At 69.8% G+C, this 14,650-nt stretch carries 15 protein-coding genes; 8 read left to right on the forward strand and 7 right to left on the reverse strand.

Features of this window, described 5'->3' with window-relative positions; genetic code table 11:
* Window positions 1–190 precede the first annotated feature (190 nt).
* Entirely contained in the window at window positions 191–922 is a 732-nt protein-coding gene (locus Q7T09_RS18930; protein WP_304701756.1) for a cyclopropane-fatty-acyl-phospholipid synthase family protein, read from the reverse strand.
* Between the two features lie 169 nt (window positions 923–1,091).
* Here Q7T09_RS18930 and Q7T09_RS18935 point away from each other — a divergent pair, with 169 nt between their 5' ends.
* Window positions 1,092–1,583, forward strand: coding sequence for a YbjN domain-containing protein (locus Q7T09_RS18935; RefSeq protein ID WP_304701757.1), 492 nt, complete (start codon window positions 1,092–1,094; stop codon window positions 1,581–1,583).
* A 189-nt stretch (window positions 1,584–1,772) separates the two neighbouring features.
* A complete protein-coding gene (locus tag Q7T09_RS18940; RefSeq protein ID WP_304701758.1) occupies window positions 1,773–2,138 on the forward strand; it encodes an endonuclease domain-containing protein in 366 nt (121 codons plus the stop codon).
* A 211-nt stretch (window positions 2,139–2,349) separates the two neighbouring features.
* Here Q7T09_RS18940 and Q7T09_RS18945 read toward each other — a convergent pair whose 3' ends face one another.
* Window positions 2,350–2,769 (reverse strand): PaaI family thioesterase, encoded by a 420-nt coding sequence (locus tag Q7T09_RS18945; protein WP_304701759.1) that lies wholly within the window; start codon window positions 2,767–2,769, stop codon window positions 2,350–2,352.
* Entirely contained in the window at window positions 2,769–3,275 is a 507-nt protein-coding gene (locus Q7T09_RS18950; RefSeq protein WP_304701760.1) for a 6,7-dimethyl-8-ribityllumazine synthase, read from the reverse strand. Before Q7T09_RS18950 ends, Q7T09_RS18945 begins: the two co-directional genes overlap by 1 nt.
* 406 nt (window positions 3,276–3,681) lie before the next feature.
* Here Q7T09_RS18950 and Q7T09_RS18955 point away from each other — a divergent pair, with 406 nt between their 5' ends.
* Complete coding sequence (locus tag Q7T09_RS18955) at window positions 3,682–5,124, forward strand: class I adenylate-forming enzyme family protein (protein ID WP_304701761.1); 1,443 nt, start codon at window positions 3,682–3,684, stop codon at window positions 5,122–5,124.
* Window positions 5,125–5,274: 150 nt separating this feature from the next.
* Window positions 5,275–7,218 (forward strand): PAS domain-containing sensor histidine kinase, encoded by a 1,944-nt coding sequence (locus Q7T09_RS18960; protein ID WP_304701762.1) that lies wholly within the window; start codon window positions 5,275–5,277, stop codon window positions 7,216–7,218.
* A gap of 1 nt (window position 7,219) precedes the next feature.
* Here the strand turns inward: Q7T09_RS18960 and Q7T09_RS18965 are convergent, their stop codons facing one another.
* Genes Q7T09_RS18965 through Q7T09_RS18975 form a run of 3 tightly spaced genes read right to left on the reverse strand, consistent with a single transcriptional unit; the run spans window position 7,220 to window position 9,087 of the window.
* On the reverse strand, window positions 7,220–7,663 hold the full coding sequence (locus Q7T09_RS18965) for a flagellar basal body protein (protein WP_304701763.1): 444 nt from the start codon (window positions 7,661–7,663) through the stop codon (window positions 7,220–7,222).
* 9 nt (window positions 7,664–7,672) lie between these two features.
* Complete coding sequence (locus Q7T09_RS18970) at window positions 7,673–7,981, reverse strand: rod-binding protein (protein ID WP_304701764.1); 309 nt, start codon at window positions 7,979–7,981, stop codon at window positions 7,673–7,675.
* The gene (locus Q7T09_RS18975) at window positions 7,981–9,087 is read right to left on the reverse strand and encodes a flagellar basal body P-ring protein FlgI (protein WP_304701765.1); all 1,107 of its coding nucleotides are present in this window, start codon (window positions 9,085–9,087) and stop codon (window positions 7,981–7,983) included. Before Q7T09_RS18975 ends, Q7T09_RS18970 begins: the two co-directional genes overlap by 1 nt.
* 217 nt (window positions 9,088–9,304) lie before the next feature.
* On the opposite strand from Q7T09_RS18975, the gene Q7T09_RS18980 reads away from it, so the two are divergent.
* Window positions 9,305–9,739, forward strand: a complete 435-nt coding sequence (locus tag Q7T09_RS18980) for a flagellar assembly protein FliX (protein ID WP_304701766.1) — start codon at window positions 9,305–9,307, stop codon at window positions 9,737–9,739.
* Between the two features lie 98 nt (window positions 9,740–9,837).
* The gene (gene dksA / locus Q7T09_RS18985) at window positions 9,838–10,266 is read left to right on the forward strand and encodes an RNA polymerase-binding protein DksA (protein WP_304701767.1); all 429 of its coding nucleotides are present in this window, start codon (window positions 9,838–9,840) and stop codon (window positions 10,264–10,266) included.
* Between the two features lie 225 nt (window positions 10,267–10,491).
* On the opposite strand, the gene Q7T09_RS18990 is transcribed toward dksA, so the two are convergent.
* Window positions 10,492–11,562, reverse strand: coding sequence for an aromatic ring-hydroxylating dioxygenase subunit alpha (locus Q7T09_RS18990; RefSeq protein WP_304701768.1), 1,071 nt, complete (start codon window positions 11,560–11,562; stop codon window positions 10,492–10,494).
* 215 nt (window positions 11,563–11,777) lie between these two features.
* Here Q7T09_RS18990 and Q7T09_RS18995 point away from each other — a divergent pair, with 215 nt between their 5' ends.
* Together Q7T09_RS18995 and Q7T09_RS19000 are read left to right on the forward strand one after the other, a co-directional pair.
* Entirely contained in the window at window positions 11,778–13,445 is a 1,668-nt protein-coding gene (locus tag Q7T09_RS18995) for an NAD+ synthase (RefSeq protein ID WP_304701769.1), read from the forward strand.
* Between the two features lie 239 nt (window positions 13,446–13,684).
* Complete coding sequence (locus tag Q7T09_RS19000) at window positions 13,685–14,647, forward strand: tetratricopeptide repeat protein (RefSeq protein WP_304701770.1); 963 nt, start codon at window positions 13,685–13,687, stop codon at window positions 14,645–14,647.
* The last annotated feature ends 3 nt before the right edge of the window (window positions 14,648–14,650 follow it).

The raw sequence follows: 14,650 nt of genomic DNA on the forward strand, positions 1-14,650 counted from the left end.
GACAACTTTGACCATGGATCAGCACTCCTTGAGTCAGACGATAGCACCGCTCCGTAAACATAGGAATGTGAGCCCGGGCCGAAAGGCCCGGCCCGCGAACCCTATTGCACCTCGGAGACCATGGGTCCCCGGGACAAGCCCGGGGATGACGATGGGGAGGGTCACCGTGGCGCCCGCCGAAGCCCGCCGCCTATTTGATGGCGGTCACCAGCGCGAAGGTGAGCAGTTCGCCGCGGTCGGCTTCGAGCATGGCGATCACGCTGTCTCGGCCGGGCGAGCGTCCGGCCCGGGCCCAGTGCAGCCAGTCGGCCCAGCCGGTCTCCTGCAGCCGGGCCGCGGTGACCGTGACCAGGCCGGTGATCGCCCAATGGAACCGCCACCACTCGGCGGTGTGCCACGCGACCGCCTCCCAGCCGACGCAAGCCTTGATGTGGGCGGGGATTTCGCCGAGGTCGCGGATCTCCTGGCGCATCGCGGGCGTGGCGATGGCGAGCCGCCCGCCGGGCTTCAGGAACCGGGTGATGTAGGCGAGGTAGCTGTCGGCCGTGCCGAAGTACTCGTAGGCGTCGATGCTCACGATCGCGTCGAAGGCGTTGGCCTCGAAGGGGAGCGCGTGGGCTTCGGCCCGGATCGCTTCCACCTGCACCCCCGCCTGGGCGAACGTCGCCGCGGCCTGGGCAGGATCCACCCAGAGATCGGCGGCGACGACGTCGACCCCGAATTCCCGCGCCAGGAACACCGACGTGGCGCCGCGGCCCGAGCCGAGGTCCAGCACCCGCATGCCCGGCTTCAAGGCGAGATCACGCGCCAGGTCCTCCAGCAGCCACAGCGGGTTGGGTCCCATGTCCAGGTCGAGCAGCCAGGCCGCGTCGTACTTGGAGGTCAGGGGGTAGCGGTCGGGCTGGTGGAGTTGACGGGGCATGCCTTGGTGACGGTAGGCGGACGGCGCCAACCTCCGCAACGGGTCGATTGATCATGGATCCCCGGGGCGAGCCGGAGGATGACGATGGGGCGGGGCGGCGTGGCTCGCATGCGGCTTGTCGAAACCCCGTTCCTGTCGCCAGATGAGCTTGACCTTGGGAGGAGCTGTCATGCGCCGTGTCGTCATCGCGTTTTCCGCCGCGTGCCTGCTGGCCGCGCCCGCCTGGGCGGCGGATCGCCTGCTGGATCTGCGGCAGCCGGAGGTGGTGGCCCAGACCCTGCGGGAGGCGGGCTACAAGGCCGAGATGAAGGCCAACAGCAAGGGAGAGCCCTATGTGCTGAGCAGCGCCAACGGCTCGGCGTTCACCGTGGAATTCTACGGCTGTTCGGGGGTGAAGGACTGCCCGTCCTATCAGTTCCGCAGCTGGTACAAGGCCGACCCCCTGTTCACGGCGGGGTTCGCCAATGACTGGAACTGGGAGAACCGCTTCCTGAAGATCGCGATCGACGCCGATGGCGACCTGAACGAGTACATGGACTTCAGCGCCATCGGGAAGACCACCTACGCCAACTTCGTCGACAGCCTCGACTGGTACGAGACGATGGACGCCGACCTGACCCGGTTCATCGAGGAGCGGCGCAAGGCGGTGGCGGGGAAGTAGCGGTGGGCGATCCTCCCCCAGGCCGATGTGGGGGAGGTGGCGCGGACCGCAGGTCCGTGCCGGAGGGGGATCGACGTCGTCGACAATCTTTCGGCCCTAAAACAAGGGTCAAAGTCCCCCTCAGGCGCTTCGCGCCAGCTCCCCCAGAGGGGGAGCATCTGTGGGGCGTCAGATCTGTGGGGGGCGGGCATGGAGGCGCCGGCGCGGACGCGGCGATTTGCGAAGGAGCTCCGGCGCACGATGAGCCTTCCGGAGGTCCTGCTGTGGGTTCAGATCAAGGGGCGGAAGCTGGACGGACTGCAGTTCCGAAAACAGCATCCTATCGGCCCCTACATCCTGGATTTCTACTGCGAACGGGCGAAGCTCTGCATCGAGATCGACGGCGCAAGCCACGGAACCGAAGACCGGCCGGAGCGTGACGCGCGACGGGACAGCTGGCTCGCTGAGCAGGGGGTGCGAACCCTGAGATTGAGGGCGGGCTACGTGCTGGAAGAGATGGACGGGGTGCTGTCGATGGTCCGCCAAGCGGCGAAGGGCGAGCTTCTGGACCCTTAGATCCTCCCCCAGCGCGCAGCGCGGTTTGGGGGAGGTGGATCGGCGCGAAGCGTCGAGACGGAGGGGGCGGCCGGCAGGGCGCCGGGAAACAAGAGTCAAAATCCCCCTCAGTCAGCCTGCGGCTGACAGCTCCCCCAGAGCGGGAGCATCCGCTCACCGTCATCCCGGCCGCAGCGAAGCGGAGAGCCGGGATGACGGCTTCGCCGTCCCCTCAGTGCGGTTTCTTCACCACCTTGAACACCGCGTTGGCCCGCGCGCAGGGCTCGCCGTCGGCGGTGACGAAGGCCTGGGCGAAGCAGAGGGAATTGCCGGGTTTGACGAAGATGGTGTCGAACTCCAGCCACTGGCCGGTGCGGGCGACAGCCAGGAAGTCGACGGTGAGGTTCACCGTCACCAGGCTGGCGCCGGCGCCCAGGACCTGGCCGCAGGACAGGCCCATGGCGTTGTCGGCCAGCGCGGTGATCAGGCCGCCGTGGACGAAGCCGCGGCTGTTGGTGTGGGCGGCGCTGGCCGGCAGGCCCAGGACCACCGCGCCCTCGGTGCGGCGGCTGTAGAGGGGCTCCCAGGGCGCGGTCAGCGGGCTCTGGCGGTCATGCCGCGCAAAGCCCGTCGGAATGCTGCAGGTCTCCATCACGCCGCCGCCGTGACGCGATGCAGGCCTTCCAGCGTCATGGCGCAGGCCCGGGCCGCCTCGGCGCCCTTGGTGACGAAGTGCTCGGCGAAGAAGGCCTGGTGGATGTCGTGCTCATGGAAGTGGTGCGGGGTGAGGACGACCGAGAACATCGGCACCTCGGTGGCCAGCTGCACCTGCATCAGGGCGGAGACCACGGTCTCGGCGACGAACTCGTGGCGGTAGATGCCGCCGTCCACCACCAGGGCGCAGCCGACGACGGCGGCGTACTTGGCGGTCTTGGCGAGCGTCTGGGCGTGGAGCGGGATCTCGAAGGCGCCGGGGGTCTCGTAGACGTCGATCATCGCCTCGGGGAAACCGAGTTTCGCCATCTCGGCCAGGAAGCCCTTGCGGGCCTGATCGACGATCTGATGGTGCCAGGACGACTGGACAAAGGCGATGCGGGCCGGGCGATAGGCGCCGTGAGCGGTGGGCAGTTCGTGGGTGACTTGGGTGGTGTGGGTCATGGTCGTTTCCCTAGGGTGGGTGAACCACGACTCAGGGAGACACCCGCGCCCCGCCGGACTCCACGCGTGAACGCGCGGCGGCAGACCACGGGTGGTTCTCATAACCGGACTCTAACCGTCGGCCCCGGGATCGCACCGGTGTCTGCTGTCCCTGGAGGGTTTGAGGCCCGCCAGGCGCCCGCGGGCTCGTCCGGCCGCCCCCTGGAGAGGGAAGGCCGGCATTACCGCCGGTGGGGACTTTCACCCCGCCCTGAGAACGCGTCCGCCGGAACAGCCCGGCGATGGGATCAGGCTAGACCCAAAGGCCGCGTTCAAACAAGCGTTTTGATTGGGGCGGGGCTAGGGTCCGGGACGTGCGGCGGGTAGGGTCGCGCCGGTCCAGATTCTCCCTATCTCGTGAGCGCCCATGTTCGAACGGCTGATCGCCTTCCAAGCCCAGCACCAGCCGCAGGGCCTGGCCATCGCCTCGGCCTGGGACCGGTTCACCTATCGGCAGATGGCCGACGACATTCGGCGCTGCGCGGCCTGGGCCGCCGAGCTGAAGCTGCCGTGGGGGTCGCGGGCCCTGCTGGCCGTGCCCCATCCCTATCTGCACTGGGTGCTGACCTTCGGCCTGGAGACCGCCGGGGTGATCACCGCGGCCGCCAGCCCCCTGCGCGGGGTGGCCGACGACCTGCGGCTGATCGGGGCCCATGTGCTGTTCGCCCGCGACGTTCCCGACAACGCCCTGGGGGTGCCGGTCCACCGGATCGACCAGGCCTGGCTGGACGGCCTGCAGCACTATTCCCCCATCTGGGCCGGCGACCGGCCGCGGCGCGGCGAGGACGGCTTCCGCATCCTGGCCACTTCGGGGACGACGGGAGAGGTCAAGAAGGTCCTGCTGACCCGGGCGATGATGGACCGCCGGGTGGCCGAGACCGCCGTGACCCAGGTCTTCGCCCCGGCCCGCAGTCCGCGGGGGATCTCCGACATCGGGGTGGGGTCGCTGGCGGGGATCCAGCTGGCCTTCCTGTGCTGGACGCGGGCCGGGACCCTGTGCAGCCACGATCCGCGCGGGACCTGGGCCCAGACCCTGAAGGACCTGGAGATCGACCTGATGATCACCTCGCCCTATCACCTGCAGGTGCTGCTGCGCAGCCTGCCCGACGACTACGCCCCCGACCCCGAGCTGATCGTCGGCATCGCCGGCGGCTCGCTGTCCAAGCCGCTGGCGCAGGAATGCCGGCGCCGGCTGTCGCCCTACATCATCCTGACCTATGGGGCGACGGAGACCGGCAGCGTCACGGTGGGCCATGTCGACAGCCTGGAGGGCGCCGAGGACTCCGCGGGCTATCTCAACCCCTGGGCCAGGGTGGAGGTGCTGGACGACGCCGGGATGCCGCTGCCGCCGGGCAGGATCGGCGAGCTGCGGATCGGCGGCGACCAGGTGGTGGAGGGCTATCTGGACGATCCCGTGGGCACGGCGGAATTCTTCAAGGACGGCTGGTTCTATCCCCGCGACGTCGGCGTGCTGACGGCGGAGGGGCGGTTGCAGGTGCTGGGGCGGGTGGACGACCTGATGAACATCGGCGGCGCCAAGGTGGTGGCCTCCAAGCTGGAGGGCCTGGTCCTGAGGCTGCCCGGAATCCTCGACGCCGCGGCCTTCGCCGCCCCCGACGAACAGGGGCTGGACGCGCCGCACGTGGCCTATGTCTGCGAGGCGGGCTTCGACATCGCGCCCCTCGAGGCGATCTTCACCGACACCCTGAAGCGGCCGCCGCGGCTGATGCGGCTCGACGCCATCCCGCGCAACCTGATGGGCAAGATCCAGCGCAATACCCTGCGCGACCTGGTGGTGGCCGCCGCCTGAGCGGCGCCGGGCGACGGTGCGCGGGGGGCTTGCGCGGGGCGGCGGCTGCGCCCTAACTCCCCCCGCACGGGGCCGGGTTGGGGGAACTCGGCGGTGACGGGGGCGTTGTTGCGTCATCGCGGGTGACACCCTGTGGCGCACCGGGATGAGATGGCGAAACCGAGTAATTCCAGCACGTCCCCGAGCGACGACGGCCGCTATCGGCTGCTGGTCGACGCCATAACCGACTACGCCATCTACATGCTGGACCCCACCGGCCGGGTCACCAGCTGGAACCCGGGCGCGCGTCGGTTCAAGGGCTATGAGGCCGCCGAGATCATCGGCCAGTCCTTCACCCGCTTCTACAGCCAGGCCGACCAGGAGGCCGGGGTTCCGCAACGGGCCCTGGCCACCGCGGCGGCGACCGGCCGCTTCGAGAGCGAGGGCTGGCGGGTCCGCAAGGACGGCGGCCGGTTCTGGGCCCACGTGGTGATCGACGCCATCCGCGACCCGACCGGCCAGCTCATCGGCTTCGCCAAGATCACCTGCGACCTCACCGAGCGGAAGATCGCCCAGGAGAGTCTGAAGCGCAGCGAGGAGCAGTTCCGGCTGCTGGTCCAGGGGGTTACCGACTACGCCATCTACATGCTGGACCGCGGCGGGCTGGTGAGCAGCTGGAATGCCGGGGCCCAGCGGATCAAGGGCTACCTGCCCGACGAGATCATCGGCGAGCATTTCAGCGCCTTCTACACCGAGCACGACCGCGCCGCCGGGGAGCCGCAGGCGGCGCTGGCGACCGCCGCCGCCGAGGGCCGCTTCGAGAAGGAGGGCTGGCGGGTGCGCAAGGACGGCGCCCGGTTCTGGGCCCACGTGGTGATCGACGCCATCCGCGACGAGGAAGGCGCGGTGATCGGCTATGCGAAGATCACCCGCGACATCACCGAGCGCCGGGACGCCCAGCGCGCCCTGGACCAGGCCCGCCAGGCCCTGCTGCAGTCCCAGAAGCTGGACGCCATCGGCCAGCTCACCGGGGGCGTGGCGCACGACTTCAACAACCTGCTGATGGCGGTGATGGGCAGCCTGGAGCTGCTGAAGAAGCGGCTGCCGGAGGATCCCAAGGCGCTGGCCCTGCTGGAGAACGCGGTCCACGGCGCCCAGCGCGGCGCGGCCCTGACCCAGCGGATGCTGGCCTTCGCCCGCAAGCAGGACCTGAAGCTGGAGGGGGTGGACCTGCCGGCCCTGGTGGGGGGCATGACCGGCCTGCTGGAGCGGTCGCTGGGCCCCGACATCGAGCTGACCTCGCGCTTCCCGCCCGGCCTGCCACCGGTGCTGACCGACGCCAACCAGCTGGAGACGGTGCTGCTGAACCTGGTGGTCAACGCCCGCGACGCCATGCCCGAGGGCGGGCGGATCACCATCAAGGCCGCCGAGCAGACCCTGGGGCCGGCCTCGGAGGTGGGGCTGCCGGCCGGCGCCTATGTGCGGCTGGCGGTGACCGACACCGGAACCGGGATGGACGAGGACACGCTCGCCCGGGCCGCCGAGCCTTTCTACACCACCAAGGGGGTGGGCAAGGGGACGGGCCTGGGCCTGCCGATGGTCTACGGCCTGGCCGAGCAGTCGGGCGGACGCCTGGTGCTCAACAGCCGGCCGGGGCACGGCACCCAGGTGGAGCTGTGGCTGCGGCGGGCCGACGCCCTGGCGCCGCCCGGCGCCCCCGAAACGCCCCCCTCGGCCGAGGATGCGTGGTCGCGGTCCCTGGTGGTGCTGGCGGTGGACGACGACGGCCTGGTGCTGATGAACACCGTGGCCATGCTGGAGGACCTGGGGCACCGGGCCATCCCGGTCTGCTCGGGCTTCGAGGCCCTGCAGGCGCTGGGCGAGCACCCGGTGGACCTGGTGATCACCGACCACGCCATGCCGCAGATGACCGGCCTGCAGTTGCTGGAGGAGATCCGCGCCCGCCACCCGGACCTGCCCATCGTGCTGGCCACCGGCTATGCCGAGTTGCCGCCGGGGGCGGGGGAGGACGTGCCGAGGCTCGCCAAGCCCTACAGCCAGGCGCAGCTCGCCCGGCTGCTGCGCGGCCTGACGCGCGCGCGCGATCCCGCCTGAGCTAGGCTCGCTTGTTGAGGGTGATGGCGCTGGCCGAGCCGGGGGCCGACGGGGCGGCCTTGGGGCCGTAGCCGGCGCCGGTGTTGCGCTGGGCGGCGACCTCGTTGGCGATGGTCTGGACCAGGCCCTCGGTGACCGTGCGGGCGGCGTCCAGCGCGCGGCCCTGGCGGGCCAGCACGCTGTCGAAGGCCTCGGTGGCGCGGATCAGCCGGGTGCGCTGGGCCAGCGGGGCGGCGGCCACCATGGTGGGGTCGGCGCGGACGCGGGCGGACTCGTGGCGGTAGATATTGGCCAGCCGCGAGGTCTCCTCGATGAGGGCCATGGCGTCCTGGGGTCGGTGCTGCTCGAAGGCCTGGGCCTCCTGCAGGATCAGCTCGGTGAGGCGCTCGGTGAGGATCACCAGCTGCTCGACGCGATCGGCGGCGTCCATGGCGGAAAGGGCCATCGTGATTTCCTAACTCAAACCTTGAAGCTTCAGCATTTCCTTGGCGACGTCGTCGGAGATGCCGAGGCCGCCGGACTTCACGACCTGCTTGGCCATGGCCTCCGTCATGAAGGACTTGAACGCGTCCTCGCCGTGACCGCCGCCGAAGGGCTCGGAGATGTTCACGTCCTTGAACATCGACCCCAGCATCACCGAGAGGAAGGAGCTCTCGAAGTCCTTGGCGGTCTGGGCGATCTGGCCGCGCTTGGACAGTTCGGCCGCGCTCATGGGCGCAGGCGAGGGCGGCAGGTTCACGGCGGGGGCGGCGATGTCGGCCATCACATGACCTCGATGTCGGCTTGCAGGGCGCCGGCGGCCTTGATGGCCTGCAGGATGGAGATCATGTCGCGCGGCGTGACGCCGAGCGCGTTGAGGCCGGCCACCAGGGTGGCGAGGGACGCGCCCTCGCGCAGGGTGATCAGCTTCTTGCCCTTCTCCTCGTCGACCGAGACGGCCGACTGCGGGACGGTGGTGGTGCGGCCCTGGCTGAAGGGGGCGGGCTGGCTGACGGCGGGGCTTTCCTGGACGGTGATGGTCAGGTTGCCCTGGGCGATGGCGACGGTGGAGATGCGCACGTTCTCGCCCATGACCACCACCCCGGCCACCTCGTCGATCACCACCTTGGCGGCGTCGTCGGGATCGACGGTGAGGTTCTCGATCTGGGAGATGAAGCCCACCATGTTCGTGCCCGGCGCGGGCTGGATGGTGACGATGGTGGGGTTGTCGGCCCGGGCGCAGCCGGGGAACTTGGCGTTGATCACGTCGGCGATGCGCTTGGCCGTGGTGAAGTCGGGATTGCGCAGGGTCATGCGCAGCTGGGCCATGCTGGCCAGCTGGAAGCCGATCTCGCGCTCGACGATGGCGCCCGAGGCGATGCGGCCGGCGGTGGGGACGCCCTTGGAGATCGAGGAGCCGGAGGCGCCGCCGGCGGAGACCGAGCCGGTCTGCACCGTGCCCTGGCCCACGGCGTAGGCCTGGCCGTCGGCGCCCAGCAGCGGGGTCACCAGCAGGGTGCCGCCCTGCAGGCTCTTGGCGTCGCCCAGCGCCGAGACGCTGGCGTCGATGGGGGAGCCGGTGGCCACGAAGGCCGGCAGCTTGGCGGTGACCATGACGGCCGCCACGTTCTTGGTGTTGAGGTTGGCGTCGCGGGTGTTGACCCCCAGACGCTCCAGCATGGCTTCCAGGGACTGCTTGGTGAAGGGGGCGTTGCGCAGGCTGTCGCCCGTGCCGTTCAGGCCCACCACCAGGCCGTAGCCCACCAGCATGTTCTCGCGGACGCCCTCGAACTCAACGATGTCCTTGATCCGCGACCGCGCGAAGGACGGGCCGGCGGCCAGGGCCGCGGCGAGCAGGACGGCGCTGAAGAGGCGAAGCGGTCGACGCATGAAACCCCGGGGGCGAACGGAAATAGGCTCTCCTCGCCCTTGCGACGGACGTGCCAGATGGGCTTCCAAGAAAACCCCAAGGATTCCAGTGGTTGAGCCGGAAGTCGGCGCGGCAGGCCGCGGCGCGGCGGCAGAATTTGCCCGGCATTAACCATACCCTAAGCATGCCGGGGCGATGACTGAGGGCGAAGCGTCAGGTCAAGAGTTCGACTCACCCATGAAGGTCAACGGAACAAGCGGCGTTGGATCGGCGAGCGGGCCTGGAAAGGCGCGGGCGGCCGGCGACGGCGCGGGCTTCCGACTGCCCACCGCCGAGGCGGCCCCGGCGCCGGCCCAGTTGGCGCGGGCCTCGGGCCTGTCGGGCGTCATGAACGTGGACGCCATCCTAGCGTTGCAGGAGATGGGCGGCCCGCTGGAGCGCAAGCGCCGCGCCGTGCGCCGCGCGGGCCGGATTCTGGATGTTCTCGATGATGTGAAGGTGAGCCTGCTGTCGGGGGAGATGTCCGCCGACCAGCTCGATCGCCTGCGAATCGCCATCCGCGACGAGCGGGAAGGCACCGAGGACGTTGGCCTGGAAGGCGTTCTAAACGAGATCGAAACCCGGGCCGCCGTTGAGTTGGCCAAACTTGAGTGCGCGAAGGCTGCGGCTTAATCGTCCGCGACGAGCGAGCCGCGTTGTATCGTGAATTCGTTTTGGTATAAGCGGCCCGCGTGTCTAAGGGGCGTTACTCCAGGGGGCGTGAGGCGTAAATGAGCACAGCCGCAGTGATGGCTGACAAGCCGGGCTATCAACCTTCCGAGGATGAGCCCTTCATGAACGAGCGTCAGCTTGACTACTTCAAGCAGAAGCTCAACGCGTGGAAAGAGGACATCCTGCGGGAATCCCGCGAGACTCTCGTCCACCTGCAAAGCGAAACCGAGAACCATCCGGACCTGGCGGACCGGGCGACGTCGGAGACCGACCGAGCCCTGGAACTCCGGACCCGCGATCGCCAGCGTAAGTTGATCTCCAAGATCGACGAAGCGCTGCGTCGGATCGAGGACGGTTCCTACGGCTATTGCGAGGACACCGGCGAGCCCATCGGGGTCGCCCGTCTCGACGCGCGGCCGATCGCCACCCTCAGCCTCGAGGCGCAGGAACGCCACGAGCGCCGGGAACGCGTTCACCGCGACGACTAGGCGGGGGGCTCTGACGAGCCTGGGTCGCGACTGACCTATCCTTCTCCCCTTGGGGGAGAAGGTGGCGCGCGCAGGCGCGCCGGGATCACGGCGCCCGTCATCCCGGGCGACCCGCAGGGGAGACCCGGGACCCAGGGGGATTGATTGCGGCCCCTGGGTCCCGGGTCTCCGCTTCGCTGCGGCCGGGATGACGTGATGGGCAAGCGAATTAGTTAAATCAGGCCCTTAGCCTCCGAAGCTGCTCTTCAGGAACCGGTGGAAGCGCCAGAGGCAGGCCTCCAGGTGGCTAAGCGGTCCCGGCGCGTACAGCGGGCTGGCGACCCCCCTCTGCGCGCCCTCGCAGGCCGGGATGTCCTCGGCGTGGATGGCCATGACCTGGTCGCGGTAATAGGCGACCATCTCCGGGCTGGCGGCGAAGTCCGGCCGCGTCAGCAGGTGGATGTTGAGGCGGAAGCCCTCGTGGGTGATGGTCTCCAGCTCGTACCAGACCCCCAGGGGCTCGGGGCCCTCGGTGAAGAACATCAGGGTCAGCGGGAAGATCGCGGCCACCACGAAGGGACCGTGGCTGTCGTCGGCGGGCGGGTTCTCCAGCACCGTGAACAGATCGCCGCCCAGGCCCTCATAGGTTCCGAGCCCCGGATTGCTCTGCTGCAGGCTGCCGGCGTGGGGGCCGATGTGGTGGTAGGACTCCAGGAAGTTCTCCACCATCAGTTTCCAATTCCAGGGCGACTCCAGGCTGATGATGTCGGCGGTCACCAGGCTGGCCGGGTCGATGGCCGCCAGACGCTGCGCCAGGGGCGCGACCTGGGGCGCGAGCGGCGCGGCCTGGCCATCAAGATTGGCGAAGATCCAGCCGCCCCAATGAGCGGTGGCGATGGCGGGGAGGGCGCACTGGTCGCGGTCGAAGGCGTCGGAGCGCTCCATGCCCGGGGCGGCGACCAGGCGGCCGTCCAGGCCGTAGCGCCACAGGTGGTAGGGGCAGGTCAGAGCCTTGGCGACGCCCGAACCCTCCACCACCGGCATGCCCCGGTGACGGCAGACGCGGGACAGGACGTGGATCTGCCCGCCGGTGTCGCGGGTGACCACCAGGGGAACGCCGGCCACATCGACCGAGCGGTAGGCGCCGGGCTGCGCCAGCGCGCTCTCGCGGGCGACGGGCAGCCAGCCGGTGCGGAATACCCGCGCCTGCTCGGCCTCGAACACCGCCGGGTCGGCGAAGGCCTGCCGCGGCAGGGCCATGGCGCGGGGGAGGGTGTCGGACACCCCGGCATAGGCGTCGGCGGCGGGATCGGACATGGTGGTCTCCTGGGTCGCTGGCGGCGATTCCATGCCACGGCTGACGTTGGGGCCGTCCAGGGCCCAGAGCGTGATCCGCTCCGATTGGATCGGAGCGGCGCTCCAGGTTCTTGCTTGGTCGCGCAATTTTCCGGCGAACCGGCGTCCACTTCGTCGGATTGCGCTCTAGCTTTCCGGGGTGGCGAGCGGCGGGCGGCGCGGCTACATGACGAGGCATGACCCATCGTCTCGTCATCGCCGCCATCCAGGCCAATCCCACCGTGGGGGCCATCGCCGCCAACGAGGCCCTCGCCCGCGAGCGGCTGGCGCAGGCCCACGCGGCCGGGGCCGACATCGCCCTGTTCTCCGAACTGTTCCTGACCGGCTATCCCCCCGAGGACCTGGCCCTGAAGCCCGCCCTGTGGGCCGCGGGCAAGGCCGCCGTCGAGCGGTTGGCGCTCGCCACCAAGGACAGCTGCGCGGCCCTGGTGGGGCTGATCTGGCCCGCCGAGCACCGCGGCGCCAAGCCGCGCAACGCGCTGGCCTTCCTGGCCGAGGGCGAGATCAAGGGCGTGGCCTTCAAGTGCGACCTGCCCAACTACGGGGTGTTCGACGAGAAGCGGGTGTTCGAGCCGGGCCTGGGCCCGTCGATCTTCGAATGGAAAGGCGTCAAGTTCGGGGTCCCGATCTGCGAGGACATCTGGGCGCCGGGCGTCTGCGCCGACCTCAAGGCCAAGGGCGCCGAGATCCTGCTGGTCCCCAACGGCTCGCCCTTCCGCCGCCTGGCCGAGACCGAGCGGATGGACGTGGCCACGGCCCGTGTGGCCGAGACCGGCCTGCCGCTGGTCTATGTCAACGAGGTGGGCGGCCAGGACGAACTGGTCTTCGACGGCGGCTCCTTCGCCCTGTCGGCCCGCGGCGAGGTGGTGATGCGCCTGCCGATGTTCGAGGAGCACCTGGCGATCAGCGTCTGGGAGAAGGCCGACGACGGGGTCTGGATCTGCGTCGAGGCGCCGATGCTGGACTGGGTGTCGGGCCCCGAGGAAGTCTACCGGGCCATGGTGCTGGGCCTGAGGGACTATGTGAACAAGTCCGGCTTCCCCGGTGTTCTGCTTGGACTTTCCGGCGGGGTGGACTCCGCCATCGTCGCGGTGGTGGCCGCCGACGCGCTCGGCCCCGACCGGGTGCGCTGCTTCATGCTGCCGTCGCGCTACACCAGCCAGGACAGCCTGGACGACGCCGCGGGCTGCGCGCAGCGCCTGGGGGTGCGGCTTGACGAGATCGCCATCTCGCCGGCGGTGGACGCCTTCGCGCAGATGCTGACCCCGCACTTCGGCAACCGGCCGCCGGACCTGACCGAGGAGAACATCCAGGCCCGGACCCGGGGCCTGGCCCTGATGGCGCTCTCCAACAAGCTGGGCTCCATGCTGCTGACCACCGGCAACAAGAGCGAGATGGCGGTGGGCTACGCCACCCTCTACGGCGACATGTGCGGCGGCTTCAACGTGCTGAAGGACGTCTACAAGACGCAGGTCTACGCCGTCTGCGAATGGCGCAACGCCCACGATCCCTTCGGGGTGGCCGTCTCGCCGATCCCCGAGCGGATCCTCACCAAGGCGCCCTCGGCCGAACTGCGGCCCGACCAGAAGGACCAGGACAGCCTGCCAGAATACGCCGAGCTGGACGCCATCCTGCATGGCCTGGTGGAGGAGGAGGCGACCCTGGACGAGATCGTCGCCCGCGGCCATGCGCCGGCCACCGTCGAGCGGGTGCAGCGCCTGCTGTACAATTCCGAATACAAGCGCCGGCAGGCCGCGCCCGGCGTGAAGATCGGGGCCCGCGCCTTCGGCCGCGACCGGCGCTATCCCATCGTCAACGGCTTCCGGGACGTGGTGACGAAATAGGACTCAGGTCCTCCCCCAGCGCGGAGCGCGGTTTGGGGGAGGTGGCGCGCGTCGATAGATGCGTGACGGAGGGGGCGCACACCCGCAAACAAGGGTCAAAGTCCCCTTCAGTCAGCTTCGCTGACAGCTCCCCCAAAGGGGGAGCATCTGGACCGCGCCGCGTTCCGCCGCCGAACCTGCGGTTGAATTCGCAAGCTCTGCTGTTATCGTCGGGGTTAACGAATTCGGGGCTCAAGACCATGGACTTCAGGATCATCGCCCGAGGGCTGGCCTGCGCGGCCCTGCTGCTGACCGCCGGCTGCGCCACCACCGTGGGCATCAGCGCCCGCTTCCCGGCCCGCTACGCCGAGACCACCGACATCCGCCGCATCGCGGTGGCGGGCTTCGACGGCTATGGCGGGCCCGAGTTCCAGTCGGCCCTGCAGGCCGAGCTGTTCTCCGCCACCTTCGACGGGCGGCCCTATTTCACGGTGGTGGCCACCGGCGGTCCGCGCGATCCCAGCGCCATCGGTCCCTATGGCCGTTCGGTGGGCGCCCAAGGCGTGATCTACGGCACGGTCGGCACCGACTTCAACACCTCGACCTACCAGGGCAGCGAGAGCCGCTGCGTCCGCTGGGACGGGGACAAATGTAAGGAATACAAGTCCTTCCCCGTGCCCTGCTGGCGCCGGAGCGTGGACCTGATGGTGACGCCGAGCCTGGTGAGCGTGGCCAATGGCCGGGTGGTCTATTCCAGCCAGAAGCGGGCGCGGCGGGAGACCTCCTGGTGCGCGCCCCAGACCCCGTCGACCGGCGACCTGGCCCTGGTGACCGACGCCCAGCGGGAGATCCTGGCCGACATCCGCCGCGACATCGCCCCCTACAACACCACCCTCGACGCCACCCTGAAGACCAAGGGCGTGGGCCTGTCGCCCGAGATCAAGCCCACCTTCACCGCCGCGGTGAAGGCCGCCTCGGGCGGGAACATGGGGGAGGCCTGCCGCCTGTGGGGCAGCGTCAACACCGCCGCGCCCGGCAACCTGGACACGATCTACGACCTGGGGGTCTGCGCCGAGAGCAACGGCGACTATGTGCGGGCGCTCGCCCTCTATCGCCAGGCCCAGGGCCTGGCCCCGGCGCCGGACAGCACCATCGCCGGCGCCATCGCCCGCGCCGACGACCTGCAACGGGCCAAGGCGGCCCTGGCGCGCAGCCGGAAGTAGGCG

Origin of the sequence: Phenylobacterium sp. (assembly GCF_030645195.1) — a bacterium.
GTDB lineage: Bacteria > Pseudomonadota > Alphaproteobacteria > Caulobacterales > Caulobacteraceae > Phenylobacterium.